The 23,897-nt window shown below is 51.9% G+C and carries 27 protein-coding genes; 13 read left to right on the top strand and 14 right to left on the bottom strand.

Translation table 11 applies throughout. The features are described 5' to 3' along the window. Window positions 1–57: 57 nt before the first annotated feature. The gene (locus EOS98_RS03985; protein WP_000701830.1) at window positions 58–816 is read left to right on the top strand and encodes a M48 family metallopeptidase; all 759 of its coding nucleotides are present in this window, start codon (window positions 58–60) and stop codon (window positions 814–816) included. 100 nt (window positions 817–916) lie between these two features. Here EOS98_RS03985 and speB read toward each other — a convergent pair whose 3' ends face one another. The 6 genes from speB to EOS98_RS03955 form a co-directional block, all read right to left on the bottom strand. Next, window positions 917–1,837, bottom strand: a complete 921-nt coding sequence (speB, locus tag EOS98_RS03980; protein ID WP_000105550.1) for an agmatinase — start codon at window positions 1,835–1,837, stop codon at window positions 917–919. Window positions 1,838–2,041: 204 nt separating this feature from the next. Then, the gene (locus EOS98_RS03975) at window positions 2,042–2,998 is read right to left on the bottom strand and encodes an alpha/beta fold hydrolase (protein ID WP_126523841.1); all 957 of its coding nucleotides are present in this window, start codon (window positions 2,996–2,998) and stop codon (window positions 2,042–2,044) included. Window positions 2,999–3,190: 192 nt separating this feature from the next. Next, window positions 3,191–3,685 carry a YhcH/YjgK/YiaL family protein gene (locus EOS98_RS03970; protein ID WP_000965540.1) on the bottom strand — a complete coding sequence of 165 codons (495 nt, stop codon included), beginning with the start codon at window positions 3,683–3,685 and terminating at the stop codon, window positions 3,191–3,193. Between the two features lie 38 nt (window positions 3,686–3,723). After that, window positions 3,724–4,731 (bottom strand): Ldh family oxidoreductase, encoded by a 1,008-nt coding sequence (locus tag EOS98_RS03965; protein WP_000104231.1) that lies wholly within the window; start codon window positions 4,729–4,731, stop codon window positions 3,724–3,726. A 13-nt stretch (window positions 4,732–4,744) separates the two neighbouring features. After that, the gene (locus EOS98_RS03960; RefSeq protein ID WP_000853913.1) at window positions 4,745–5,761 is read right to left on the bottom strand and encodes a zinc-binding alcohol dehydrogenase family protein; all 1,017 of its coding nucleotides are present in this window, start codon (window positions 5,759–5,761) and stop codon (window positions 4,745–4,747) included. Window positions 5,762–5,763: 2 nt separating this feature from the next. Next, complete coding sequence (locus EOS98_RS03955) at window positions 5,764–7,236, bottom strand: mannitol dehydrogenase family protein (protein WP_023242890.1); 1,473 nt, start codon at window positions 7,234–7,236, stop codon at window positions 5,764–5,766. 810 nt (window positions 7,237–8,046) lie between these two features. Here EOS98_RS03955 and EOS98_RS25075 point away from each other — a divergent pair. After that, complete coding sequence (locus EOS98_RS25075; RefSeq protein ID WP_410960436.1) at window positions 8,047–8,154, top strand: hypothetical protein; 108 nt, start codon at window positions 8,047–8,049, stop codon at window positions 8,152–8,154. 314 nt (window positions 8,155–8,468) lie between these two features. Here EOS98_RS25075 and EOS98_RS03945 read toward each other — a convergent pair whose 3' ends face one another. The 6 genes from EOS98_RS03945 to EOS98_RS03920 all read right to left on the bottom strand — a co-directional run bounded on the left by EOS98_RS03945 (window position 8,469) and on the right by EOS98_RS03920 (window position 13,009). Further along, entirely contained in the window at window positions 8,469–9,269 is an 801-nt protein-coding gene (locus EOS98_RS03945) for a FadR/GntR family transcriptional regulator (protein ID WP_001576357.1), read from the bottom strand. A 153-nt stretch (window positions 9,270–9,422) separates the two neighbouring features. Then, entirely contained in the window at window positions 9,423–10,154 is a 732-nt protein-coding gene (locus EOS98_RS03940) for a hypothetical protein (RefSeq protein ID WP_000032796.1), read from the bottom strand. Window positions 10,155–10,298: 144 nt separating this feature from the next. Then, on the bottom strand, window positions 10,299–12,275 hold the full coding sequence (speA, locus tag EOS98_RS03935) for a biosynthetic arginine decarboxylase (protein WP_001278580.1): 1,977 nt from the start codon (window positions 12,273–12,275) through the stop codon (window positions 10,299–10,301). A gap of 8 nt (window positions 12,276–12,283) precedes the next feature. Continuing rightward, window positions 12,284–12,415 carry an acid stress response protein YqgB gene (yqgB, locus tag EOS98_RS03930; RefSeq protein ID WP_000729109.1) on the bottom strand — a complete coding sequence of 44 codons (132 nt, stop codon included), beginning with the start codon at window positions 12,413–12,415 and terminating at the stop codon, window positions 12,284–12,286. 85 nt (window positions 12,416–12,500) lie between these two features. Further along, window positions 12,501–12,650: a hypothetical protein gene (locus EOS98_RS25035; RefSeq protein WP_001751809.1), complete on the bottom strand. Its 150-nt coding sequence runs from the start codon at window positions 12,648–12,650 to the stop codon at window positions 12,501–12,503. A gap of 59 nt (window positions 12,651–12,709) precedes the next feature. Beyond that, entirely contained in the window at window positions 12,710–13,009 is a 300-nt protein-coding gene (locus tag EOS98_RS03920; RefSeq protein WP_126523840.1) for a hypothetical protein, read from the bottom strand. Between the two features lie 55 nt (window positions 13,010–13,064). Here EOS98_RS03920 and metK point away from each other — a divergent pair, with 55 nt between their 5' ends. From metK to ruvX, 8 genes are all read left to right on the top strand, one after another. Beyond that, entirely contained in the window at window positions 13,065–14,219 is a 1,155-nt protein-coding gene (metK, locus tag EOS98_RS03915) for a methionine adenosyltransferase (RefSeq protein WP_001062140.1), read from the top strand. A gap of 492 nt (window positions 14,220–14,711) precedes the next feature. Next, window positions 14,712–16,106, top strand: a complete 1,395-nt coding sequence (gene galP / locus EOS98_RS03910; protein ID WP_001113171.1) for a galactose/proton symporter — start codon at window positions 14,712–14,714, stop codon at window positions 16,104–16,106. Between the two features lie 78 nt (window positions 16,107–16,184). Then, complete coding sequence (locus tag EOS98_RS03905) at window positions 16,185–16,682, top strand: SprT family zinc-dependent metalloprotease (RefSeq protein WP_000856775.1); 498 nt, start codon at window positions 16,185–16,187, stop codon at window positions 16,680–16,682. Between the two features lie 95 nt (window positions 16,683–16,777). Further along, entirely contained in the window at window positions 16,778–17,485 is a 708-nt protein-coding gene (gene endA / locus EOS98_RS03900) for a deoxyribonuclease I (protein ID WP_000286123.1), read from the top strand. A 76-nt stretch (window positions 17,486–17,561) separates the two neighbouring features. Further along, window positions 17,562–18,293: a 16S rRNA (uracil(1498)-N(3))-methyltransferase gene (gene rsmE / locus EOS98_RS03895; protein ID WP_001222488.1), complete on the top strand. Its 732-nt coding sequence runs from the start codon at window positions 17,562–17,564 to the stop codon at window positions 18,291–18,293. A 19-nt stretch (window positions 18,294–18,312) separates the two neighbouring features. Then, complete coding sequence (gshB, locus tag EOS98_RS03890) at window positions 18,313–19,260, top strand: glutathione synthase (RefSeq protein WP_079841140.1); 948 nt, start codon at window positions 18,313–18,315, stop codon at window positions 19,258–19,260. Window positions 19,261–19,475: 215 nt separating this feature from the next. Further along, a complete protein-coding gene (locus tag EOS98_RS03885) occupies window positions 19,476–20,039 on the top strand; it encodes a YqgE/AlgH family protein (RefSeq protein ID WP_001053171.1) in 564 nt (187 codons plus the stop codon). Further along, window positions 20,039–20,455: a Holliday junction resolvase RuvX gene (ruvX, locus tag EOS98_RS03880; protein ID WP_000017096.1), complete on the top strand. Its 417-nt coding sequence runs from the start codon at window positions 20,039–20,041 to the stop codon at window positions 20,453–20,455. The genes EOS98_RS03885 and ruvX overlap by 1 nt, the downstream gene beginning before the upstream one ends. A 46-nt stretch (window positions 20,456–20,501) precedes the next feature. On the opposite strand, the gene EOS98_RS03875 is transcribed toward ruvX, so the two are convergent. Both EOS98_RS03875 and EOS98_RS03870 read right to left on the bottom strand, forming a co-directional pair. Further along, entirely contained in the window at window positions 20,502–21,188 is a 687-nt protein-coding gene (locus EOS98_RS03875) for an IclR family transcriptional regulator (protein WP_023993945.1), read from the bottom strand. A 131-nt stretch (window positions 21,189–21,319) separates the two neighbouring features. Then, window positions 21,320–22,300: a type IV pilus twitching motility protein PilT gene (locus EOS98_RS03870; protein WP_001055642.1), complete on the bottom strand. Its 981-nt coding sequence runs from the start codon at window positions 22,298–22,300 to the stop codon at window positions 21,320–21,322. A gap of 17 nt (window positions 22,301–22,317) precedes the next feature. On the opposite strand from EOS98_RS03870, the gene EOS98_RS03865 reads away from it, so the two are divergent. From EOS98_RS03865 to yggU, 3 genes are read left to right on the top strand one after another with little or no spacing between them, the layout of a single operon-like run. Next, window positions 22,318–23,022: a YggS family pyridoxal phosphate-dependent enzyme gene (locus EOS98_RS03865; RefSeq protein WP_000997790.1), complete on the top strand. Its 705-nt coding sequence runs from the start codon at window positions 22,318–22,320 to the stop codon at window positions 23,020–23,022. Window positions 23,023–23,040: 18 nt separating this feature from the next. Then, window positions 23,041–23,607: a YggT family protein gene (locus EOS98_RS03860; RefSeq protein ID WP_001094848.1), complete on the top strand. Its 567-nt coding sequence runs from the start codon at window positions 23,041–23,043 to the stop codon at window positions 23,605–23,607. After that, entirely contained in the window at window positions 23,604–23,894 is a 291-nt protein-coding gene (gene yggU / locus EOS98_RS03855) for a DUF167 family protein YggU (protein WP_001277204.1), read from the top strand. Before EOS98_RS03860 ends, yggU begins: the two co-directional genes overlap by 4 nt. The last annotated feature ends 3 nt before the right edge of the window (window positions 23,895–23,897 follow it).

Below are 23,897 nucleotides of genomic sequence, written 5' to 3'. Positions count from 1 at the left end.
TAATTCATCTGCAACGGGCGCATTTCAAAATAATATTAATTCGTATGGAAGAGAAAAATGAAAATTCGCGCTTTACTGCTTGCTTTGGGCATGGCGACGGTGCTGACCGGTTGCCAGAATATGGACTCTAATGGACTGCTTTCTTCGGGTGCTGAAGCTTTTCAGGCCTATACGTTAAGCGATGCGCAGGTAAAAGCGCTGAGCGATCAATCCTGTCAAGAGCTCGACAGCAAAGCGAAAATCGCGCCGGCGAGCAGCGAATACACTAAACGACTGGCAAAAATTGCCGCCGCGCTGGGGGATAACATTAACGGCCAGCCGGTGAACTATAAGGTTTACGAGACGAAAGACGTCAACGCGTTTGCCATGGCGAACGGTTGTATCCGCGTCTACAGCGGACTGATGGATATGATGACCGACAACGAAGTTGAAGCCGTGATCGGTCATGAAATGGGCCATGTCGCGCTGGGTCATGTAAAGAAAGGGATGCAGGTCGCGCTGGGCACTAACGCAGTGCGCGTCGCGGCGGCATCGGCAGGAGGCGTTGTCGGCAGCCTGTCGCAATCACAGCTTGGCGATCTTGGCGAAAAACTGGTGAACTCGCAGTTCTCCCAGCGTCAGGAGTCCGAAGCGGATGATTATTCTTACGATCTGTTGCGCAAACGCGGTATCAGTCCGGCAGGACTCGCCACCAGCTTTGAGAAACTGGCAAAACTGGAAGCGGGTCGTCAAAGCTCGATGTTCGACGATCACCCGGCGTCCGCCGCACGCGCACAGCATGTGCGCGATCGTATGAGCGCAGACGGGATCAAATAACCCCCGAACAGTGCCGGATGACGGCGTGAACGCCTTATCCGGCCTACAAGCATCAATCAGCTGTAGGCCGGATAAGCGCAGCGCCATCCGGCAAAACAACTTACTCGCCCTTCTTCGCCGCCTGGATATAGAGCATTTCTAATGCCAGCGTCGCGGCCGCCAGAGCGGTGATCTCCGACTGATCGTAAGCCGGCGCGACTTCCACTACATCCATACCGACAATGTTCAGATCTTTCAGACCGCGTACCAGTTTAATGGCGCGATCGGAGGTCAGGCCGCCGATCACCGGCGTACCGGTACCAGGCGCAAACGCCGGGTCCAGACAGTCGATATCAAAGGTCAGATAGACCGGCATATCGCCGACGATCTGTTTCACCTGAGCGAGAATATCATCCACGCCGCGATCGTTGACCTGGCAGGCATCCAGCACGGTAAAGCCATTGTCTTTGTCAAACTCCGTGCGAATACCGATCTGTACCGAATGATGCGGATCGATCAGGCCTTCTTTCGGCGCGGTGTAGAACATCGTGCCGTGATCGAATTCGCAGCCGTTAGCGTAGGTATCGGTATGCGCGTCAAAATGTACCAGCGCCATTTTGCCAAAATGTTTCGCGTGGGCGCGCAGCAGCGGCAGCGTGACGAAGTGGTCGCCGCCGAAAGAGAGCATACGCTTGCCTGCAGACAGCAGTTTTTCAGCGTGCGCCTGTAATTTTTCGCTCATTTCACGGGCATCGCCAAACGCATACACCAAATCGCCGCAGTCCACGACGTTCAGGCGCTCGCGCATGTCAAAATTCCACGGGAAACGGTGATGTTCCCAGGCGAGGTTGGTCGACACCTGACGGATCGCCGCCGGGCCATGACGGCCGCCAGCGCGACCGGACGTTGCCATATCAAACGGTACGCCAGTGATCACCCAGTCGGCATCGCTGTCATACGGCTGGAAGTTCATTGGCAGACGTAAAAAACCAAACGCATTAGAAACCAGTGAGTTATCGTACTGATGACCTAAGGTGCTCATGGCAAAAACCTCTTCTTAGTCAATATAAAAAAACCCTCCCGCGTCGTTAGGCCCGACGAGGAAGGGTTTGAATTTGTTTACGGCTCAAAGTTTACTCTGACAGACCGCATTATTGAAGTCAGTTTAGCCAGGTACAGTAGACAACGCCCGAAAAAAATATATATCCAGCGCAAATCAGTAGGCTCATACGTCCATCGCGGCCAGTTAAGAGGTCTTAGGGATTTGCCGCTGTAAAAACTCAAGCACTAATGCGTAAAACAGCGGTGTTTTTCCTGGCGTCTGGAAAATGGCGTGACCGCTACCGGGAATGAGGGTCATCTCCGCCTGAGGCAGCAGCCGGTACAGCTTCGTTACCTCTTCAACGGTGAAAAATTCATCCCGGTCGCCGTCCAGTAATAGCACAGGAATGTGGATTTTTTTCACCTCTTCTTCCGCCAGCGATGTGGGCGTTGTCCACATTGGCCAGACACCTTTGAGGAACGTGCGCCAGTAGTCTTTTTGCTCTGGATGATGCATGTTCTGATAAAATTTAACCATCCCGGGCGCATCCGAAGCCATTTTATCCAGATCGCGATCGGTCAATTGCCCCTGAGGCATTCCTTTACCATAAAAAATTTCCATCCCCTGCATGTAATGAGCCGTAGCAAAGCGATGCGTTGCGCCGCCGACGATAGCAGCGCGCGCTAGATCCGGGTATCGGCTGGTTAACTTCAGAACGACCATGCCGCCATCGCTGTAACCCATCACCAGCGGTTTTTCCAGCTTCAGCGCTTTAACAAAAGCCGCCATATCTTCCGTCATCAGATCATAGCTAAACGTTCCTTGCGGGTTATTGGTTAATCCATGTCCACGACTGTCCGGCATGATGACGCGAAAATATCGAGATGCCTCTTTCGCTAATCCCTGCCAACTTTTCGCCGTCAGACCACCACCATGAATCAACAGCAGCGGAGGCCCCTCGCCCTCTTCAACGTAATGAATTTTGATACCATTCGCTTCCACAAATTTATCTTTGTCCATCGTTGTTGCTGAAGCATTTATTAAAAATATAATATTGACAATAAAAATAAATGCTAATTTAAAAATATGATTCATAACACCTCGCCAATCACTTTCCGTGTAAAAGACCATATTATTCAGATTGAACAAAAATAACATCAAAATCGATTTGTATCATTTTCACTTATTTACCGGGGAGACCCCGCATCCTCTTTTTACAGAACGTAAAAAGCCTTTCCGCGATTAGCCTCAACGCGAAAAGGCTCTGAAGTCAGAAAAGTGCCACCTTATTCATTCTGGCTGTAATTCAGGATGACTTGAAGGTCTCTTCCTGAATTGTATTTGGCGCTTTCTTTATTCCTTCGTCTGACAGGGCAAGCTTGACTCGCTAAATGCCGTGGCCGGAATTTTCACAATCGCTTTTTTAACCGGCGCAGGTTTACCACGCGTACAAAGCGGACGGTGGATCTGGTTGGGGTAAAAAAGCGCGAAATCGCCAGGATTTAATGTAACGAACTGCTCATTAGCGACACATTCAGGAAAGATGATGTCATCAGGAAGATGCTCAAGCTCCTTTATCCTGGTATCAATTTTGTTGGAATAGCCAATCTCCTCATAACCGCTTAGTAAAATCTGAACATCGATATATTTTTTATGAAGTTCAGCTTTGCGGTTTAACGAAGAGTGCGTTTCTCCTTCGCTTATCATAAGAAATGATTCCGGGAAAGAAAGTTCATATCTACCAGCAGGCTGGTCTTCAGCTATCTTCACCGCTTCGATGATAAGTTTTTTAATAATGTTGTTAACGTAAGGTAATAAAGTAAGCTGCTCTATATTTCCATATAGCATACTATAGTTATCCTAAATAATGGTCGTGATTATAATTATCAGCCAATCAGGTACTGGTAAATACCCTCAGCCACAGGAATACCTTCTTTTAAACATTTTTCTTTATAGGCGATTTGCGGATCGTTTGGCGCCAGCACTTTATCAACACCGGGCATCGGTTTTACAGCCCTTAGCTCATTGACCATTGTGCTCATTATCGAGGAAAACAGCGGATTGCCCAACATCTGCGGATCAATAACGATAACCAGACTCGCTAACTTGCGCATCTTGTCATAGTCGCCATACATCCGAACAATATGGTTGCTAAAGTTTGCCCCCATCAGAACGCCCGTGAGCGCATCAATCGCCAGGGCAATACCAGAACCTTTGTGTCCGCCAAAGGGCAGCAGATTTTCAATTTTATGCGGATCGGTAGTGATATGTCCCTCTTTATCCAGCGCCAGGCCATGACCTATTGGTTTCCCGGTTTCTTTGGCGTGCAGAATTTTACCAAACGCAATGGCGCTGGTCGCCATATCGACGATCATCGGATGGCTGTCTTTAACGGGGAAGCCGAAGGCGATTGGGTTAGTCCCCAGAAAGCGCTCCGCGCCGCCATACGGCGCAACGCAGGTATCCGTTTGCGTCATGGCGATAGCCACCATTCCCTGGCTTGTCGCCTGCTCAATGAACCACGAGAGCGCGCCGCAGTGGGACGTATTTTTGACGCTGACGAAGCCCAGCCCCGTCTCTCTTGCCAGACTAATAGCGTGGTCTGTCGCCTTTATCAGCGCGCAGTGCCCCATTCCATCATCAGAGTCCAGAATAGCGACAGAAGGCGAAATCTGTTCGATGCTGAATGTTGCTTTTGGATTGAGCCCGCCTGCGTTCAGGCGGGTACAATAGTGCTCTACGCGAATAACGCCGTGGGAGTGAACGCCGGTGATATCGGCATGAACCAAAACGTCGGCTACCTGCTGCGCCGTTTGCGCGTCAAGACCCGCCTGGGTGAGTTTATTAAACGCCAGCGCTTTCAATTCATTTTCTTTGACTAATATTGTTGACATAACTATCCCGCTATTAAAATTTGATAACGCCTTTAACCAATTTTTTGTTTTCTACCACGTTCTTCTGGTACTGGTTGCCGAACGTATAGAAATCGAATTCCTGGTTTTTCATCATTGTTTCGCTAATAGCGCCCTGAGCCATGAGCTCAATGACACATTCGAAGTCTTCCCGCGTCGCGTTACGGCTGCTCAATAGCGTGGTCTCTTTTTTATGGAAGGTCGGATCGTCAATGACGAGCTCGCCGATATACAGCCCGATGAAGACGATTTTTCCGCCGTGACGAATCAGATCGACAGCGCGGCTCATGGAGGATTTATTGCCGGTGGCATCAAGCACAGTGCCGGCTAATTCACCGGAGAAACAGGCTTTCAGCGCATCAATATAGTCGTCTGACGACGGATCGAGCGTTGCAACGCCTACCTTTTCGGCTACCAGACGACGGCGTTCGGCGTCAATATCAGCTACCGCGACGCGAGCGCCTTTGGCTTTTGCTATCGCGGCGGCGGCCAGCCCAATCGGCCCGGCGCCGACCACCACAATGTTTTGCTGCGGCTTCACGTCAGCGCGGCGTACTGCGTGGGCGCTGATGGCGAAACACTCAACCAGCGCGCCCGCGCTGTCGGTGAGGTTATCCGACAGTTCAACCAGATTTTGTTCACGAACGGCCAGATATTCGCTAAAGCCGCCGTCCTGGTGAACGCCATACAGCGAGACGTTCTCACAGCAGTTGGTTTTTCCTTCCCGGCAGGCTGCGCAAGCGCCGCAAGGAATACAGGGAATAACGCTATAGCGTTGGCCGACCTTCGCCGTGCTGCACGATTTACCCAACATTTCCGCCACGCCGCAAATTTCATGACCCAGCACGCGCGGATAGGCAAAAAAGGGCTGGCGGCCAGCAAACGCATGGATATCGGTGCCGCAAATACCAACCGCTTTAATTTTTAACAGTACTTCATCGTCTTTTAAATGAGGAATATCCCTTTCAATGTATTCGATATTTCCCGGATTATTACAGATAAGCGTTTTCATACTTAACCCTTTGAAGATAAACGGTGAATGGTGGCCGTGACGCCATGTAATTCAATATGGTTAAAGGCCTGCTGAATGTCGTTTAAAAAGTCTGCGTTGTCGCCGGCCAGCGTTCCAAAGATGCTATTTATCTGCAGCAAAGACAGCGCTTGTTCCCATCGCGTGTTTTTATTTTTAATAGCCGCATTGAAGGTATCATTGAGCGGGTCGGCCACACTCTGCCCCTGAGAGAGGGTATTAATGACGTAATGGAGCCAGCCCGCAATCAGCGTCGCCAACGCCCTGCCCTTAACGCCGCGCGCCTGGAGCGTCAGATAAGGATCGACGGCCCGCTGAGGCAGCTTCTGAGAACCGTCCATCGCAATCTGTCCGGTCTTATGTTTAATATTCGGGTTGCTGAATCGATCAATGAGCAACTGCGCATATTGATGTACATCTACCGCCAAATTCGGGCGCAGCGATTTTGCCTGCTCTTCCGTCATTAAATGATGTACGGCGGTTTTAAAAGCGTCGTCTTCCATGCACTGATAGATAAACTCATATCCGGCCAGGCTGCCGTTATAGGCGAGAAACGAATGGCTGCCATTCAGCATACGAAGTTTCATTTCTTCATAGGGAAGCACGTCCGAGACGAACATCGCCCCTGCTTTATCCCAGTCAGGACGACCGGCAACGAAATTATCTTCGATAACCCACTGACGGAAATCCTCGCATACGATGCCGCAGGGATCGGCAAAACCGATCTGGTCTTTAATCATGTCAAATTGCTCTGGCGTCATTGCCGGCACGATGCGATCGACCATGGTGCCAGGAAAGGTGACATGCTTCGCTATCCAGGCCGCCAGCTGCGGATCGAGATTATCGGCAAACGTAACGATCGCCGTTTTGGTCAAATGACCGTTTTCCGGAATGTTATCGCACGACAGTACACTAAACGGGGGAAGCCCTTGCTGGCGGCGTATCCGTAGCGCTTCGACGATCAGTCCGAGTGCTGACCGGGGATGTTCAGGATCGGCAAGATCGTGTTTGATGAGCGGATGGCTGAGATCGAGCGTTCTGGACCGCGGATCGGTGCAGTAACCTTTTTCCGTTATCGTCAACGAAACAATTTTTACCTGCGGCTCAGTTAGCTTCTCGATCGCCGCCTGAATACCTGACTTCGGCGTATGCAACGCGCCGGTGACGGTACGAACCAGGCGACTGTTGATGGCGCTGGCTGACGTTTCCACCACTGAAAACAGCCCCTCTTGCGCATTTAGCGCATCCACCAGCTCCGCATCGCCGAACAGATTTAGTTCAAAAATCCCCCAGCGGTTGCCGGTTATCTCATTCGTGAGATCGTTATAAACAGCCTGATGACCACGGTGAAAGGCGCCAAATCCAATATGTACGATGTTGGCTTCCATTCCCTGACGTGAATAAGTCGTTTTGAATTGGTGCCTTGCGGCGTCTAACTGACGAGCTATGGTGTCCATAAATTTTTCCCACTCCTTTTTTGTTTACCAATTCTGCTTAAACACCATACCAAAATCCGTGAATATGATCACACTCACGGCACCATATTCTTTACACTGGTATGCTGACTAATAGACAATGAATAAAAATAACTTATTTATCAATTAGTTATAAAATGCGCTTGTCAGGATAAATTTTACGATTCACAAAAGCGTGAGTTTGATTAGAAAAATCGGCCACGAATTGGCATACCACCCATACAACCAGCAATCATTAAACACCATGAAAAACAATATTTTATTGAATAACACGCCCGCTGCGAGCGTATATGTCACGCATGATTGGTTCAATAATTACCCGAAATACAGCAAACCAAATCTGATAGTTTGTCTAGTGAATTAATGAACTCAATTTATTATCAGCATCAACGTTAACCTAAGAACATCAGTTACGGTTTTGATCATCCGGGTCGCTGCTAAAGCGATGGGGAGTGAGCCGCCTTTAGACGTAATTGGCAAATTAATCCATTGATTAAAAACAGGAAAAAATTAATGAAGACGCAGATTAGGCACGTTGAAACAAAGCTTTCAAAGCCCCTCTGGCCGAGGTCTTAGTTGACGCGAAACATGGCATAATAGCCATTTCGAACTGGTAACCACGACGATTACGCTGGAAGACGGTTCAACTGGCACCGGATATTCCTATACCGGCGGAAAGGGAGGGTATGCAATTAAAGCGATGATCGATCACGATCTTGCCCCGGTACTGTCAGGGAAAGAGGCGCTGCGATTGACGATATCTATGACTTTATGGAATAGCATATTCACTATATGGGTTGCGGAGGCATCGCGTCGTTTGCGATGTCTGCGGTGGATATCGCCCTTTGGGATTTGAAAGGCAAACGTGAAAAACAGCCGCTGTGGAAAATGGCTGGTTGAAGGCGGCGCGTCTGTCGACGAATAGCGGTCGTTTGGTATGCTCGCTCGGTATGCAGGAATTACACGTCAGACTGGTTTCCGCATTCGAGACTGGCTGACTGGAGGTTCACAGTTTCCCGATCGAGCAATATACCAAACATCCGCTGGTGGTCGACAATTATCGCGCCGTGGCACCGGACACCTACGGCATTGGCGTAGAGTTTGACTGGGATAAGCTGAGAGTTTACGAAGCCTGATTCCCTCTCTCCGGGCTTGTTTTTGGCGGCAGGCCCGGTTAATCGCTGACAAAAATGTCATCCGCCTGAAAATAGCCGTCAGGTGGCGAAGAAAAAATCATCAAAATCTTCCAGCGAATCATCCTGTTGGAAGATTTTTACCAGCTCATTTTTACTGTTTTCAAGATGGGTCCACGAGGCCTGTCTGGCCTGCTCAGCATCGCGTTTTTGCAATGCAAGGAAGATACTACGGTGATCTTCCACCCATTTCATTCTTAACTCTTTCTTATGTAAATACTTATAGTTTAACTGCTTCCAGCGCGGATTTTCGGTCCTGACAGCCCGCCACAGCTCTGCAGATTGTTTCATTAATACACGATTTTGCGTGGATTCCGCGATGATATTGTGGAACTGGCGATCCAGTTCTTCAAATTTGTCGCTGTCGCCGCCAATCTGCTTTTCCTGCTGCTCAATAATACGTTTAAGCTGCTTAAGTTCATTAAATCTTATTTGCGTAGCGGCAAAACCGGTGATGTTGCTTTCGATGACCTGCCGGGCCTGTAGCAATTCAAAGGGGCCAATGTCTGAGTAAGGCAAGAGCGCTTTTTGATTGATTTTCTCCAGACTATCAATAAAGTAAGTGCCTGCGCCTTGCTTAACCTCTACCACTCCCTTCAGCTCAAGCATAATAATCGCCTCACGAATCGTCGTGCGGCTGGTTTGAAAACGCTCGCTGAGTTCTCTCTCCGCCGGAAGTCGCTCGCCAGCTTTAAATACCCCTGAATAGAGTAGTTCTTCTATTTGCAGCCCTATATCAAAATAGCGCCGCTTGGTTAAAATTTGTTCCATGCACATACCTATGTAGACAGCAATTGCTCCACTTGAGGGTAGTGTAAACAAATCCTAATGTTTATGGTAAACAATTTCCCTGCCAGAGAGTGGTCGTTTCTTTCCCGCAACCTACGGCTATGCGCGTCACACAGTCCTTCCCCACCAGACTCGGCAGGAAAGGCGCTGATTCCCATAACGCATATTTGACGTTTGATGCCGGGTTTATTTGCGGCAGGGCGGCGGCGCATACCCGTTGTTGTCCGCCGGGAAAGCCTGCGAGGAACAAGGCGGTAGCGTATTTGTTGCTTTACCCTGCAATGCAAAAGCGGCAAAGCCAATGACGCCGATGTTGCGTACGTCGCCCTGCGCGGAGTGGGCCGCATAAGCGTCAGCTACGTCGGCGAACTGGAATGCCGCCTCAGTGTGTTTATCTTTGCGAAACCCTTTAATCGCCAGTGAATCGCCGGCGTTAACAATATAGCCATGATGATTCAGCGAGCCAGCTTTTCCGTTCAACACGTCCAGGCCATCAACCGTTGCGACGATTTCGTAATTGGTATCATGACTGTAATTACGGATATATAACTGATAGTTCATCCCTGATCTTGCAGGAATACTATATTGCCATTGTCCCATTGATGCGTTGTAACGACGAGTAATTGGAATCGAATTAAAATTAGCGTCGCGCACAGCATATTCAAGATCGCTGATACGTATACTATAAACTTTATCGTAACCTGACGGATATTGAGTGGAGTAATTTATTACCACCATTTCGGCAGGTTCTCGATCGGCACGTTCTACCGAAACGCTTTGTACCGATGAATGCACGTCGCCGCCCCAGGCGGTGCCGACGTCGGATGAAGAGCCATTATTAGATTGCATTCCGCTGGAACAGCCGCCTAACAGCAAAAACAAGCCAACAATGACGGCATTAAATTTAAATTTGCTCATACTCACACCCCTTTTTAATTATTAGGGGGATTGTAGGCCCATAAAATCACATAGAGAAGCGGCACCGCTGATAATTAAGAATTTATAAAATATAAAAGGGTCGACTTAAATAATTAAATCGACCCACAAGCGGAATACTCTTAATTACTCATCTTCAAGATAAGTATAACCGTACAGTCCCGCTTCAAATTCCTCAAGGAACTGCTGCTGCAACGCATCGTCCAGATCCGTCTGTTTTACCTGGTCGCGGAAATGCGTTAACAGCGTTTTCGGGTCCAGTTGTACATATTGCAGCATATCCGCAACGGTATCGCCTTCGTCCGACAGCTCAACCTCGACGCTACCATCCGGGAAGACAAACACGTCAACCGCTTCAGTATCGCCAAACAGGTTGTGCATGTTACCGAGGATCTCCTGATAGGCGCCGACCATAAAGAAGCCGAGCATCGGCGGATTCTCTGGATCGTATTCCGGCATCGGCATCGTCGTGGCGATACCGTCGCCATCGATATAGTGGTCGATAGCGCCATCGGAATCACAGGTTATATCCAATAGCACGGCACGACGTTCCGGTACCTGATCTAACCCTTCCAGCGGCAGTACCGGAAAGAGCTGATCGATTCCCCACGCGTCCGGCATCGACTGGAACAGCGAGAAGTTGACGTACATTTTGTCCGCCATCCGCTCTTGCAGTTCGTCGATAATCGGACGATGCGCACGGTTTTGCGGATCCAGTTGCTTCTGCACTTCATGGCACATGCTGAGATAAAGTTGCTCCGCCCAGGCGCGCTCCTGCAAACTAAACGCGCCGGAAGAGTAGCCGATATGAATATCGTGCAGATCCATTTGGCTATCATGCAGCCATTCACGCAGCGAGCGGCGGGTGCCTGGCTTATGCATTTCCTGCCAGGTTTCCCACAGATTTTGCAGCGCGCGCGGCGCATCTTCAGCAGGGGCAGTCGGATCCGTGTATTCGTTACGCTCCACGCCGATAATGTTAGAGACCAGTACCGTATGGTGCGCAGTGACGGCGCGCCCAGACTCGGTAATCACCGTCGGATGCGGTAAACCATGCTCTTCGCAGGCATCGCCAATCGCCCAGATGATGTTATTGGCATATTCGTTCAGGCCATAGTTCACCGAACAGTCGGACTGCGAACGGGTACCTTCATAATCCACGCCCAGACCGCCGCCCACGTCGAAGCACTGGATATTAACGCCCAGCTTATGCAGCTCAACATAGAAACGCGCGGACTCGCGCACGCCGGTCGCGATATCGCGAATGTTCGCCATCTGCGATCCCAGGTGGAAGTGCAACAGTTGCAGACTGTCCAGACGCCCGGCGTCACGCAGGGTCTCCACCAGTTGCAGCACCTGCGTCGCCGCCAGGCCGAATTTTGATTTTTCGCCGCCGGAGGATTGCCACTTACCGGACCCCTGAGAGGCCAGACGCGCACGCACGCCCAGGCGAGGAACCACGTTCAGGCGCTCGGCCTCTTCCAGCACAATCGCGATTTCAGACATCTTTTCGATGACCAGATAAACCTTATGGCCCATCTTCTCGCCAATCAACGCCAGCCGAATGTATTCACGGTCTTTATAACCATTACAGACGATCACGCTACGGGTCATGCCGGCATGCGCCAGCACCGCCATCAATTCCGCTTTTGACCCCGCTTCCAGCCCCAACGGTTCACCGGAATGGATAAGGGACTCGATCACGCGGCGATGCTGATTGACCTTAATCGGGTAAACGAGGAAGTAGTCGCCGTTATAACCGTAAGATTCACGCGCACGCTTAAACGCCGCGTTAATTGAACGCAAACGGTGTTGCAGGATCTGCGGGAAGCAGAACAGCGCCGGCAGACGCTGACCTTGCGCTTCGCGCGCTTTCACCAGTTTGGCAAGATCGACACGCGCTTCCGGTACGTCGGGATCGGGGCATACGCTAATATGGCCCAGCTCGTTGACGTCGTAGTAGTTATTGCCCCACCAGGCAATATTGTAAGTGCGCAGCATCTTGCTGGCTTCCTGGGAGCTCATTGCAACCTCCTGCATGGAGCGTAGTACACCCTGTTCGCCTGCTGACGAAGGCGACCCCATAGACATGTCGTCAGACATAGCGAACCTCAATTTTTATTAGCAAGTGTAAAACAGTTGACTACTATCGCAATCCGAAGACGCGATAACAACCCATAGACAAGCGGATTTTCCAGCAGATAGCGCTGATGCTCCGCCTGCGCGACCGGTTTCTTTTTCATATCATTGTAAACACGTAACCGAACTCACAGATAACGGTTCGGCGAAACCACGAGAAAACTCTTGCGTTAACAAGAGCGCCCTTGTTCAGTCTTCAGCGCCATTGCCGGCTCTGGAATCCTGAGAAGCGCCGAGATGGGTATAACATCGGCAGGTATGCAAAGCAGAGATGCAGATTGCGGGGGACATGCGCGCACCAGAACGATGCGACAGATTCAGCAGAATACAACGGTTCATTATCTCGTATCACCTCCACGGCCGCCTCGTAAGACGAACCCACAAGCCAAAGCAACGTTTTAACCCGGCTGGAAGTGGCGACACGAAGAAAACGTCGTGTGCTTTTGTATGAGCCGCGCGTCGCGTTTTATACCCAGAACGCAGAAAAAAAGCAAAGCATAAATGCGCATAATGTCAGCATTATCAGAAACGTTTACCGCCTGATTTTGACCGACATTGCGACGGCCTTCAAAAAAAACTGGAAATTGGGCGAAGAAGTGACCTAAAATAGCCGTCCAGATGTTAATCCATCCATACTGATTAACACTCAGACTGCCAGTGTCAGTAACCTTCAGACTCATGGTAGAATCTTCTGTCATGACTATTCCGCACAACAGTTTGAGCTAACTAAATTCTCCTTAGGTGAAATTAAATATGGCAAAACACCTTTTTACGTCTGAGTCCGTATCAGAAGGGCATCCTGACAAAATCGCAGACCAAATCTCTGATGCCGTGTTGGACGCTATCCTGCAACAGGATCCGAAAGCACGCGTCGCCTGTGAAACCTACGTTAAAACCGGCATGGTTTTAGTTGGCGGTGAGATCACCACCAGCGCCTGGGTCGATATCGAAGAGATTACCCGTAATACGGTGCGCGAAATTGGCTATGTGCATTCCGACATGGGCTTTGACGCCAACTCTTGCGCGGTACTGAGCGCAATTGGCAAACAGTCTCCGGATATCAACCAGGGCGTTGACCGCGCAGACCCGCTGGAACAAGGCGCGGGCGACCAGGGCCTGATGTTTGGCTACGCGACAAATGAAACCGACGTACTGATGCCTGCGCCAATCACCTACGCGCACCGTCTGGTACAGCGTCAGGCTGAAGTGCGTAAAAATGGCACCCTGCCATGGTTGCGTCCGGATGCAAAAAGCCAGGTCACTTTCCAGTATGACGACGGCAAAATCGTCGGTATCGACGCCGTGGTTCTCTCTACGCAGCACGCAGAAGATATCGACCAAAAATCGCTGCAAGAAGCGGTGATGGAAGAGATCATCAAACCCATTCTGCCGTCTGAATGGTTAAATACGTCCACTAAGTTTTTTATCAACCCAACCGGGCGTTTTGTTATCGGCGGCCCGATGGGCGATTGCGGTCTGACCGGTCGTAAGATCATCGTTGATACCTACGGCGGTATGGCGCGTCACGGCGGCGGCGCCTTCTCCGGTAAAGATCCGTCTAAAGTTGACCGTTCTGCAGCTTACGCTGCGCGTTATGTCGCGAAAAACATCGTGGCGGCAGGTCTGGCGGATCGCTGTGAAATCCAGGTCTCCTACGCTATCGGCGTAGCGGAGCCGACGTCCATCATGGTGGAAACGTTCGGTACTGAAAAAGTGCCTGCTGAACAGTTGATTCTGCTGGTACGCGAATTCTTCGACCTGCGCCCGTACGGCTTGATTCAGATGCTGGATCTGCTGCACCCGATCTACAAAGAAACTGCGGCTTACGGCCACTTCGGTCGCGAAAACTTCCCATGGGAAAAAACCGACAAAGCGCAACTGCTGCGCGATGCTGCCGGTCTGAAATAATCGCCCGCGCCTGACGCTGTTTTTCAGTCAGGGAAACCATACCGTACTTATCAAGGCCAGCGCTCTGCTGGCCTTTATCATTGCTGATACACGCAACGTTATCAGATATTCCAGCGTGAATTTATACTGACCTTTTTGTGATGCGCAGCACAATCCACTCTCCCCTTTCGTTTCTTCGACTACACTTTTTATCATTCAGTTTCAGTCATCATGAAAGCGGTTACATTCATTTTCATTAAGAACTGACTACATCACTATCGGTATGCTAATTCTGCGATGAAAATATTACATAATTTTTCAACTTTGTCTGAATACCAGGCGATTGATATGGTTATAAGATTATTAAAACTATTATTTTTCAGATAATTAAATAATCACCTGGATAAATAGTAGTGTAAACGATTACACCATTGTGATTAGCCTCACATCTTTTTACGGCGTACTCACCTACTCTTAACATCGATAAAATTGCTAACCCAACCGGAGGGCATAATGCCTGACAATAAAAAACAAGGGCGTTCCAACAAGGCCATGACATTTTTTGTCTGCTTTCTTGCAGCCCTGGCAGGATTACTTTTTGGCCTGGATATCGGCGTTATCGCCGGTGCTTTACCCTTCATTACCGACGAGTTTCAGATTACCGCACACACTCAGGAATGGGTGGTCAGCTCCATGATGTTTGGCGCTGCCGTCGGCGCTGTCGGCAGCGGCTGGCTCTCCTTTAAGCTGGGTCGTAAAAAAAGCCTGATGATCGGCGCTATCCTGTTCGTCGCCGGTTCGCTGTTCTCCGCTGCGGCGCCTAACGTTGAAGTCCTGATTATTTCTCGCGTGCTGCTGGGTCTGGCCGTCGGCGTCGCTTCCTACACTGCACCGTTGTACCTGTCCGAGATCGCGCCGGAAAAAATTCGCGGCAGTATGATCTCAATGTACCAACTCATGATCACCATCGGGATTCTGGGCGCTTATCTGTCCGATACCGCATTCAGCTACAGCGGCGCATGGCGCTGGATGCTCGGCGTGATCATCATCCCGGCCATTCTGCTGCTGATCGGCGTCTTCTTCCTGCCGGACAGCCCGCGCTGGTTTGCGGCGAAACGCCGTTTCCATGATGCTGAACGCGTCCTGTTGCGCCTGCGTGACACCAGTGCGGAAGCAAAACGTGAGCTCGATGAAATTCGCGAAAGTTTGCAGGTTAAACAGAGCGGTTGGGCGCTGTTCAAAGAGAACAGCAACTTCCGCCGCGCCGTGTTTCTTGGCATTTTGTTGCAGGTCATGCAGCAATTTACCGGGATGAACGTCATCATGTATTACGCGCCGAAAATCTTCGAACTGGCGGGGTACACGAATACCACGGAGCAGATGTGGGGCACCGTTATTGTTGGTCTGACTAACGTACTGGCAACCTTCATCGCTATCGGCCTGGTTGACCGCTGGGGCCGCAAGCCGACCCTGACGCTGGGCTTCCTGGTCATGGCGATTGGTATGGGGATTCTGGGTACGATGATGCACATCGGCATCCATTCGCCGTCTGCGCAATACTTCGCTATCGCTATGCTGCTGATGTTCATCATTGGATTTGCGATGAGCGCTGGTCCGCTGATTTGGGTACTGTGCTCCGAAATCCAGCCGCTGAAAGGCCGCGATTTCGGCATCACCTGCTCCACCGCGACCAACTGGATCGCCAATATGATCGTCGGCGCAACGTTCCTGACCATGCTGAACAATCTGGGTAACGCCAACACCTTCTGGGTCTACGCTGGCCTGAACGTACTGTTTATCCTGCTGACCCTGTGGCTGGTGCCGGAAACCAAACACGTTTCGCTGGAACACATTGAACGTAACCTGATGAAAGGTCGTAAACTGCGCGAAATCGGCGCCCACGACTAATCCCTCCACGCTTCCTCCTGCCACAGGAGGAAGCGTTTTTCTTGCAGTCCCTCTTCCGTCGCACTATTCTCTGCCGCTATGAAAACCCCTCGTCTCCCTATCGCTATCCAGCAGGCCGTGATGCGCCGTCTGCGGGAAAATCTCGCCCAGGCGAACCTCAAGCTCGATAGACATTATCCGGAGCCGAAACTGGTGTATACGCAACGCGGCACCTCGGCTGGCACCGCCTGGCTGGAGAGCTACGAAATCCGCCTCAACCCGGTGTTACTGCTGGAAAACATCGACACCTTTATTGCAGAGGTCGTGCCGCATGAACTGGCGCATCTGTTGGTGTGGAAGCACTTCGGACGCAAGGCTCCGCATGGCAAGGAATGGAAGTGGATGATGGAAAGCGTGCTGGGCGTTCCGGCCAGACGTACTCATCAATTTGCGCTGCAATCCGTACGGCGCAATACCTTTCCCTACCATTGCCAATGCCAGCAACATCAACTCACCGTCCGCCGTCATAATCGGGTAGTACGCGGCGAAGCGGTTTATCGTTGCGTTCACTGCGGCGAACCACTGGTCGCCGGGTAGTTTCCCGAAACGTCCGGGAACTTTCCTGAGCGGACTGATTGCATACAGACACAACTTTCGTTACGTTGCGGGCTCGTTTTGCTATGGAGTGTGCAATGTACCGTAATTTTTCTTTTGCCGCTGCGTTGCTGGCCGCAGCGTTTTCAGGCCAGGCCCTGGCCGATGGCATTAACAATTTTTCTCAGGCCAAAGCGGCGAGCGTCAAAGTCAATGCCGACGCGCCCGGCAGCTTTTACTGCGGGTGCCAAATCCGCTGGCAGGGTAAAAAAGGCGTCGTAGACCTGGAGTCCTGCGGCTATAAGGTGCGTAAAAACGAGAATCGCGCCAGACGCATTGAGTGGGAGCACGTTGTCCCCGCCTGGCAATTCGGTCATCAGCGCCAGTGCTGGCAGGACGGCGGGCGAAAAAACTGCGCTAAAGACCCGGTCTACCGCAAAATGGAAAGCGATATGCATAACCTGCAACCCGCGATTGGCGAAGTGAATGGCGATCGCGGCAACTTTATGTATAGCCAGTGGAACGGCGGCGAAGGTCAGTACGGGCAATGCGCCATGAAAGTGGATTTTAAAGCGAAAATCGCCGAGCCGCCTGCCCGCGCCCGTGGCGCAATCGCCCGCACTTATTTTTATATGCGCGACCAATACCAACTGAAACTTTCCCGCCAACAAACGCAGCTTTTTAACGTCTGGGATAAGCAGTACCCCGTTACCGCCTGGGAGTGCGAGCGCGATGCGCGTATCGCGAAGGTCCAGGGTAATCATAATCCCTATGTGCAACGCGCTTGCCAGGCGCGAAAGAGCTAACCTACACTAGCGGGATTCTTGTTAACCCATGCCCTGGATAGCCAAACGCCGGGGCCATGACGCGGATTTTTTTATTATGCGTATTCCCCGCATTTATCACCCTGAATTGTTGACGTCCGGTACGCAGATTTCGTTATGCGAAGATGCGGCCAACCATATTGGTCGTGTACTGCGCATGGGACCGGGACAAGCGTTACAGCTGTTTGACGGCAGTAATCAGGTATTCGATGCTGAAATCATTAGCGCCAGTAAGAAAAGCGTTGAAGTGCAAGTGATGAAAGGCGAAATCGACGATCGTGAATCGCCGCTACATATCCATCTGGGCCAGGTGATGTCGCGCGGTGAAAAAATGGAATTTACTATCCAGAAATCGATCGAACTAGGTGTAAGCCTCATTACGCCACTGTTCTCTGAGCGCTGCGGCGTTAAACTGGATAATGAACGTCTGAACAAAAAGCGCCAGCAGTGGCAAAAGATCGCCATCGCCGCCTGCGAACAATGCGGGCGTAACCGGGTGCCGGAAATTCGCCCGCCGATGGCTCTGGAAGCCTGGTGCGCCGAGCAAGATTCCGGGCTGAAGCTCAATCTTCATCCGCGCGCCCATGCCAGCATCAACACTCTGCCGCTGCCGGTTGAACGCGTCCGACTGCTGATCGGCCCGGAAGGCGGGCTGTCGGCGGACGAAATCGCGATGACCGCGCGCTATCAGTTTACTGATATTCTGTTAGGACCTCGCGTTCTGCGTACTGAGACAACCGCGCTCACCGCCATTACCGCGCTACAGGTGCGTTTTGGCGACTTAGGATGAAGCGTTAACGGAGAAAATAATGATCAAGCTCGGCATCGTGATGGACCCCATCGCACACATCAACATCAAGAAAGACACCAGTTTCGCTATGCTGCTGGAAGCCCAACGTCGTGGTTATGAACTTCATTATATGGAGATGGCCGACCTTTATCTGATTAACGGCGAAGCCCGCGCCCGCACGCGAACGTTGAGCGTGGAGCAAAATTACGATAAATGGTACGAGTTCGGCAGCGAGCAGGAGATTAAACTTGCCGACCTCGACGTTATCCTGATGCGTAAAGATCCGCCGTTTGATACCGAGTTTATTTATGCGACCTATATTCTGGAACGCGCTGAAGAGGAAGGGACGCTGATCGTCAACAAACCGCAAAGCCTGCGCGACTGTAATGAAAAACTGTATACCGCCTGGTTTGCCGACCTGACGCCGGAAACGCTGGTAACGCGCAATAAAGCGCAGCTCAAAGCGTTTTGGGAAAAGCACGGCGATATCATTATGAAACCGCTGGACGGTATGGGCGGCGCGTCCATTTTCCGCGTTAAGAAAGGCGATCCTAACATAGGCGTTATTGCCGAAACGCTGACCGAGCTGGGCAACCGCTACTGCATGGCGCAGAACTATCTGCCCGCGATCAAAGATGGCGATAAGCGCGTACTGGTCGTCGACGGCGAGCCGGTGCCTTACTGCCTGGCGCGTATTCCGCAGGGCGGCGAAACCCGCGGCAACCTGGCGGCTGGTGGTCGCGGCGAACCCCGTCCGTTGAGCGAAAGCGATTGGGAAATCGCCCGCCGCGTTGGGCCAACGCTTAAAGCCAAAGGGCTTATTTTCGTCGGTCTGGATATTATCGGCGACCGCTTAACGGAAATTAACGTGACCAGCCCAACCTGCGTGCGTGAAATCGAAGCGGAATACCCGATCTCTATCACCGGGATGTTGATGGACGCCATCGAAGCGCGTCTGGCGAAGTAAACGTTTATAGCCCGGTGGCGTGCGCTTACCGGGCCTGAGCAATCACGCCGCCCCGGTCGGATAAGGCGGCGCATCAGCATCGCCATCCGGCAATCTATTGCCCGATAAGGCCGCCGTCCTTTGGCAAAAGACGGCTTATATGAGTGACAACCGTCCGCTTTCCCCACATACTGAACACTGTCGTTTTTTTGAACCAGGAAACAGAACCTCTGACAATGAATTTACAGCATCACTTTCTTATTGCCATGCCTGCGCTCCAGGACCCGATTTTCCGCCGTTCCGTGGTGTATATTTGCGAACACAACCAGGACGGCGCTATGGGGATTATTGTTAATAAGCCTTTGGAAAATCTGCAAATTGAAGGGATTCTGGAAAAATTAAAAATTACGCCGGAACCGCGCGATTCGGCAATTCGTCTTGATAAAGCCGTGATGCTCGGCGGCCCGCTGGCGGAAGATCGCGGATTTATTCTCCATACTCCGCCGTCACGTTTCGCCTCCAGCATTCGTATCTCAGACAATACCGTGATTACCACCTCCCGCGATGTGCTGGAAACGTTAGGTACCCAACAACAGCCTTCCGATGTACTGGTCGCGCTGGGCTACGCCTCCTGGGATAAAGGCCAGCTTGAACAAGAGTTGCTTGATAACGCCTGGCTTACCGCGCCCGCCGATCTCAATATTTTGTTCAAAACGCCCATTGCCGAGCGCTGGCGCGAAGCGGCAAAACTTATTGGCATTGATATTCTGACCATGCCTGGCGTTGCGGGGCACGCCTGATGAGCGGCACCTTACTGGCCTTTGACTTCGGCACAAAAAGCATCGGCGTTGCAATAGGACAACGCATTACCGGCACCGCCCGTCCGCTTCCGGCAATCAAAGCACAGGACGGCACGCCCGACTGGACGCTCATTGAACGTTTGCTGAAAGAGTGGCAGCCAGACGAAATTATTGTCGGGCTACCGCTCAATATGGATGGCACTGAACAGCCGCTGACGGCGCGCGCACGTAAATTCGCCAACCGTATTCATGGGCGTTTCGGGGTAACTGTCACGCTGCACGATGAACGACTCAGCACCGTTGAAGCACGCTCCGGTCTGTTTGAACGAGGTGGGTATCGCGCGCTGAACAAAGGCAAAGTGGACTCGGCCTCCGCCGTGATTATCCTCGAAAGCTATTTTGAACAGGGGTATTAAAGCCGTTTTTGTCAGCAGGCGGATAACGCGGTCACGGTTGCCAGGCTTACAGGGCAATACGCTGGTTTAATGCCTTCAACGCCTGTAAACGCGCAGCCGCCTCCGCCTCATCAATCCGCCACATTCCCGCAAAGGCCAGCGCTGCGGCGTGCTTGTCTAGCGGTTGCGCCATAGAAACTTCACCATCAGCGTGATGCCACAGCACGTATCCCCGCTGGCGCTGCTGCGCCACATGCGGCGCCAGATTACGCCACTGCTCCGGAGTAAAACGCTGCATTAGCGCCTCGTCGCTTTCTGCCGCCAGTAACGCCACTCCTGTTACCGACTGCCAGGCCGGGCACATGCGAAACCCCGCCAGCGCCTGACTTCCCTGCGAACCCGGCCTGGAGTGATAAATATAGATAATCTGGTCCTCCCATAGCACGCCTAATGCCACCACGATGTCTCTGGGCGCATGGCGCTCAAGGATAGGCAACGCATGGGAGAACAGCGCTGAACCGCGAATCGCCTGCGCCGCCAAAGCATGAATGCCTGGCCCGGGTAAATAGCGTCGGTGCTCATCCTGCATCGTGAGTCCAATAGAGGCCATCGTCATTAACAGGCGATTAACGCGCGTGGTATTAATATCCATCAACCGGGCAAGCTCGCGACATCCGATAGCACGGTCGCTGGAGACCAGATATTGCAGACAGCGAATGCCATCTATCAGGCTTTGATTCGGTTGTGATGACATCGTTAAATGGCTTCGCTGTGGTTTTAACAAAGCTGCGATTTTAACGCCGGTTCGCCAGGATACAAGCCTGTATGTCGTTCAATCCACCGCGCCAGTCAACACTTTCCTCCCCCCCTACGCCGCCATCTTCGCTACAGTCGTCCCTGCGCCTGACGCCATTGCGCGCTCTGGGCGAATGTCATCATCCCCTGCTGCTGCCCGGTTTGTATCACGTGGGCCAACTGATGGAGTTTGCCTTCACGGATCAAATTCCCTGTGGCTGGCGTATTAATCAGTAATTCAAACAACGCCACGCGCCCATCCTGTCTGTCGACCTCCAGTTTTTGTGATAGTACGGCGCGCAGACTACCCGCCAGTTGGCTGCGTACCGGTTCTTTTTCCTGCGCCGGAAAACTATCCACTAATCTTTCCACCGCCTGCGCCGCACCGCGAGTATGCAGGGTTGCCAGTACCAGATGCCCCGTTTCCGCCGCCGTCAGCGCCAGGCGAATGGTCTCGCTGTCACGCAGCTCCCCCAGCAAAATGACATCGGGATCTTCACGTAACGCCGCGCGCAGCCCGGCGGCAAAAGTGGCGCAATGCTGGCCGATTTCCCGCTGCTGTATCAGGCAACGCTTGCTGGTGTAACGGTACTCAATAGGATCTTCCAGCGTCAGGATATGTTTATCGGCATGTTGATTAAGATGTCCCACCATTGCCGCCAACGTGGTGGATTTCCCGCAGCCAGTAGCGCCAGTGACCAGAATCAGTCCGTTCTCGCTGGCAAGCAGTGCGGGTACTATCGGCGGCGTCTGGATTTCCGCCAGATCAGGACAACGCTCGGGCAATAGCCGTAGCGCCAGCGACGTTCCCTGTTGATGTGTGAACGCACTGGCGCGCAGGCGCCGCGTGCCAGACAGCGAGACGGCGAAATCAAGCTGGCCGTGCGTTCGCCACTGATATTGTTGCGCATCATTAAGCCAATCAAGCAGAAGCCTGTCGACATCAGGCGCGGTAAAAGGCGCGTTCTCCATGCGTCCTTGTTTGCGCCATCGCGCAGGCCAGGCGTTACACAGGTGTAGATCCGAGACGTTATGCTTTACACTAAGCGTCACAATTTCTTCCATATTCATATAAACATCCTCGGAAAATGAACGATATCGCGCATAACCTGGCACACATCCGGGACAAAATCTCCGCTGCGGCGACGCGTTGCGGCCGCTCTTCAGAAGAAGTTACGTTGCTTGCAGTGAGTAAAACCAAACCTGCGAGCGACATCGCAGAAGCCATTGCCGCCGGACAACGGGCATTTGGTGAAAATTATGTACAAGAGGGGGTGGAAAAAATCCGCCACTTTCAGGAAGCGAAAGTGGAAGGCCTGCACTGGCACTTTATTGGCCCTTTACAGTCCAACAAAAGTCGGCTGGTGGCCGAGCATTTTGACTGGTGTCATACCATCGATCGCCTGCGTATCGCCTCGCGTCTGAGCGAACAGCGCCCGGATAATCTGCCGGCGCTAAATGTTCTGATCCAAATTAATATCAGCGATGAAAACAGCAAATCAGGCATTCCGCTGGCGGAACTGGATGAGCTGGCCGCTGCGGTGGCTACACTGCCGCGTCTGCGGCTTCGCGGACTGATGGCGATCCCGGCGCCAGAGTCAGATTATGTAAGGCAGTTTGAAGTCGCACGTCAAATGGCTGTAGCATTTGCCGGGCTGAAAGCGCGCTACCCTGACGTTGATACCTTATCTCTGGGTATGAGCGACGATATGGAAGCCGCGATTGCGGCAGGTAGCACAATGGTGCGCATCGGCACCGCTATCTTTGGTGCTCGTGATTACACAAAAAATTAAGGAAAACTGAGGAACGCCATGAATACGTTGACCTTCCTGCTCTCAACGGTAATTGAGCTGTATACCATGGTGCTATTATTGCGCGTGTGGATGCAGTGGGCCCGCTGTGACTTTTACAACCCTTTCTCCCAGTTCGTGGTGAAAATTACGCAGCCCATCATCGGACCGCTGCGTCGTATTATCCCGCCAATGGGGCCGATTGACAGCGCTTCCCTGCTGGTGGCGTTTATTCTTAGCGTTATTAAGGCGATAGTGCTGTTTAAGGTAATTACGTTTCAGGCGATTATCTGGATTGCCGCGGTGCTTATCTTACTTAAAACAATCGGCCTGCTGATCTTCTGGGTGCTGCTGGTCATGGCTATCATGAGCTGGGTGAGCCAGGGTCGTAGCCCGATTGAATATGTATTGATTCAGCTTGCCGAGCCGCTGCTCAGCCCGATTCGCCGTATACTGCCTGCGATGGGCGGCATCGACTTCTCGCCGATGGTTCTGGTGCTGCTGCTGTATGTCGTTAATATGGGGATCGCTGAAGTCTTACAAGCGACAGGCAACATGTTGCTGCCGGGGCTGTGGATGGCGTTATGAGTGCTGTGACTCGCTGCGAAGACGGTCTGGTGTTACGGCTTTATATTCAGCCGAAAGCCAGCCGCGACAGTATTGTGGGCTTACATGGCGACGAGGTGAAAGTCGCCATTACCGCCCCGCCGGTTGACGGCCAGGCAAACAGCCATCTGATCAAGTTTCTCGGTAAACAGTTTCGCGTGGCGAAAAGTCAGATCGTCATCGAAAAAGGCGAGCTGGGCCGTCACAAACAGGTAAAAATTATTCACCCGCAACAGATCCCGCCGGAAATTACGGCGTTAACTGAGTAGGTA

Source organism: Salmonella sp. SSDFZ69, from assembly GCF_004010755.1.
Lineage (GTDB): Bacteria > Pseudomonadota > Gammaproteobacteria > Enterobacterales > Enterobacteriaceae > Salmonella > Salmonella enterica.
Note: the sequence above shows the minus strand (reverse complement) of the source record. Positions and strands in the feature narration are given on the sequence as shown.

What these genes read in the sequence shown, in the direction of transcription:
- EOS98_RS03985 (WP_000701830.1), top strand. Translation starts at nt 58, where the DNA reads ATGAAAATTCGCGCTTTACTGCTTGCTTTGGGCATGGCGACGGTGCTG.
- speB (WP_000105550.1), bottom strand. Translation starts at nt 1,837, where the DNA reads ATGAGCACCTTAGGTCATCAGTACGATAACTCACTGGTTTCTAATGCG.
- EOS98_RS03970 (WP_000965540.1), bottom strand. Translation starts at nt 3,685, where the DNA reads ATGCTATATGGAAATATAGAGCAGCTTACTTTATTACCTTACGTTAAC.
- EOS98_RS03965 (WP_000104231.1), bottom strand. Translation starts at nt 4,731, where the DNA reads ATGTCAACAATATTAGTCAAAGAAAATGAATTGAAAGCGCTGGCGTTT.
- EOS98_RS03960 (WP_000853913.1), bottom strand. Translation starts at nt 5,761, where the DNA reads ATGAAAACGCTTATCTGTAATAATCCGGGAAATATCGAATACATTGAA.
- EOS98_RS03955 (WP_023242890.1), bottom strand. Translation starts at nt 7,236, where the DNA reads ATGGACACCATAGCTCGTCAGTTAGACGCCGCAAGGCACCAATTCAAA.
- EOS98_RS25075 (WP_410960436.1), top strand. Translation starts at nt 8,047, where the DNA reads ATGGGTTGCGGAGGCATCGCGTCGTTTGCGATGTCTGCGGTGGATATC.
- EOS98_RS03940 (WP_000032796.1), bottom strand. Translation starts at nt 10,154, where the DNA reads ATGAGCAAATTTAAATTTAATGCCGTCATTGTTGGCTTGTTTTTGCTG.
- speA (WP_001278580.1), bottom strand. Translation starts at nt 12,275, where the DNA reads ATGTCTGACGACATGTCTATGGGGTCGCCTTCGTCAGCAGGCGAACAG.
- yqgB (WP_000729109.1), bottom strand. Translation starts at nt 12,415, where the DNA reads ATGAAAAAGAAACCGGTCGCGCAGGCGGAGCATCAGCGCTATCTGCTG.
- EOS98_RS25035 (WP_001751809.1), bottom strand. Translation starts at nt 12,650, where the DNA reads ATGAACCGTTGTATTCTGCTGAATCTGTCGCATCGTTCTGGTGCGCGC.
- EOS98_RS03920 (WP_126523840.1), bottom strand. Translation starts at nt 13,009, where the DNA reads ATGACAGAAGATTCTACCATGAGTCTGAAGGTTACTGACACTGGCAGT.
- metK (WP_001062140.1), top strand. Translation starts at nt 13,065, where the DNA reads ATGGCAAAACACCTTTTTACGTCTGAGTCCGTATCAGAAGGGCATCCT.
- galP (WP_001113171.1), top strand. Translation starts at nt 14,712, where the DNA reads ATGCCTGACAATAAAAAACAAGGGCGTTCCAACAAGGCCATGACATTT.
- EOS98_RS03905 (WP_000856775.1), top strand. Translation starts at nt 16,185, where the DNA reads ATGAAAACCCCTCGTCTCCCTATCGCTATCCAGCAGGCCGTGATGCGC.
- endA (WP_000286123.1), top strand. Translation starts at nt 16,778, where the DNA reads ATGTACCGTAATTTTTCTTTTGCCGCTGCGTTGCTGGCCGCAGCGTTT.
- rsmE (WP_001222488.1), top strand. Translation starts at nt 17,562, where the DNA reads ATGCGTATTCCCCGCATTTATCACCCTGAATTGTTGACGTCCGGTACG.
- gshB (WP_079841140.1), top strand. Translation starts at nt 18,313, where the DNA reads ATGATCAAGCTCGGCATCGTGATGGACCCCATCGCACACATCAACATC.
- EOS98_RS03885 (WP_001053171.1), top strand. Translation starts at nt 19,476, where the DNA reads ATGAATTTACAGCATCACTTTCTTATTGCCATGCCTGCGCTCCAGGAC.
- ruvX (WP_000017096.1), top strand. Translation starts at nt 20,039, where the DNA reads ATGAGCGGCACCTTACTGGCCTTTGACTTCGGCACAAAAAGCATCGGC.
- EOS98_RS03875 (WP_023993945.1), bottom strand. Translation starts at nt 21,188, where the DNA reads ATGTCATCACAACCGAATCAAAGCCTGATAGATGGCATTCGCTGTCTG.
- EOS98_RS03870 (WP_001055642.1), bottom strand. Translation starts at nt 22,300, where the DNA reads ATGAATATGGAAGAAATTGTGACGCTTAGTGTAAAGCATAACGTCTCG.
- EOS98_RS03865 (WP_000997790.1), top strand. Translation starts at nt 22,318, where the DNA reads ATGAACGATATCGCGCATAACCTGGCACACATCCGGGACAAAATCTCC.
- EOS98_RS03860 (WP_001094848.1), top strand. Translation starts at nt 23,041, where the DNA reads ATGAATACGTTGACCTTCCTGCTCTCAACGGTAATTGAGCTGTATACC.
- yggU (WP_001277204.1), top strand. Translation starts at nt 23,604, where the DNA reads ATGAGTGCTGTGACTCGCTGCGAAGACGGTCTGGTGTTACGGCTTTAT.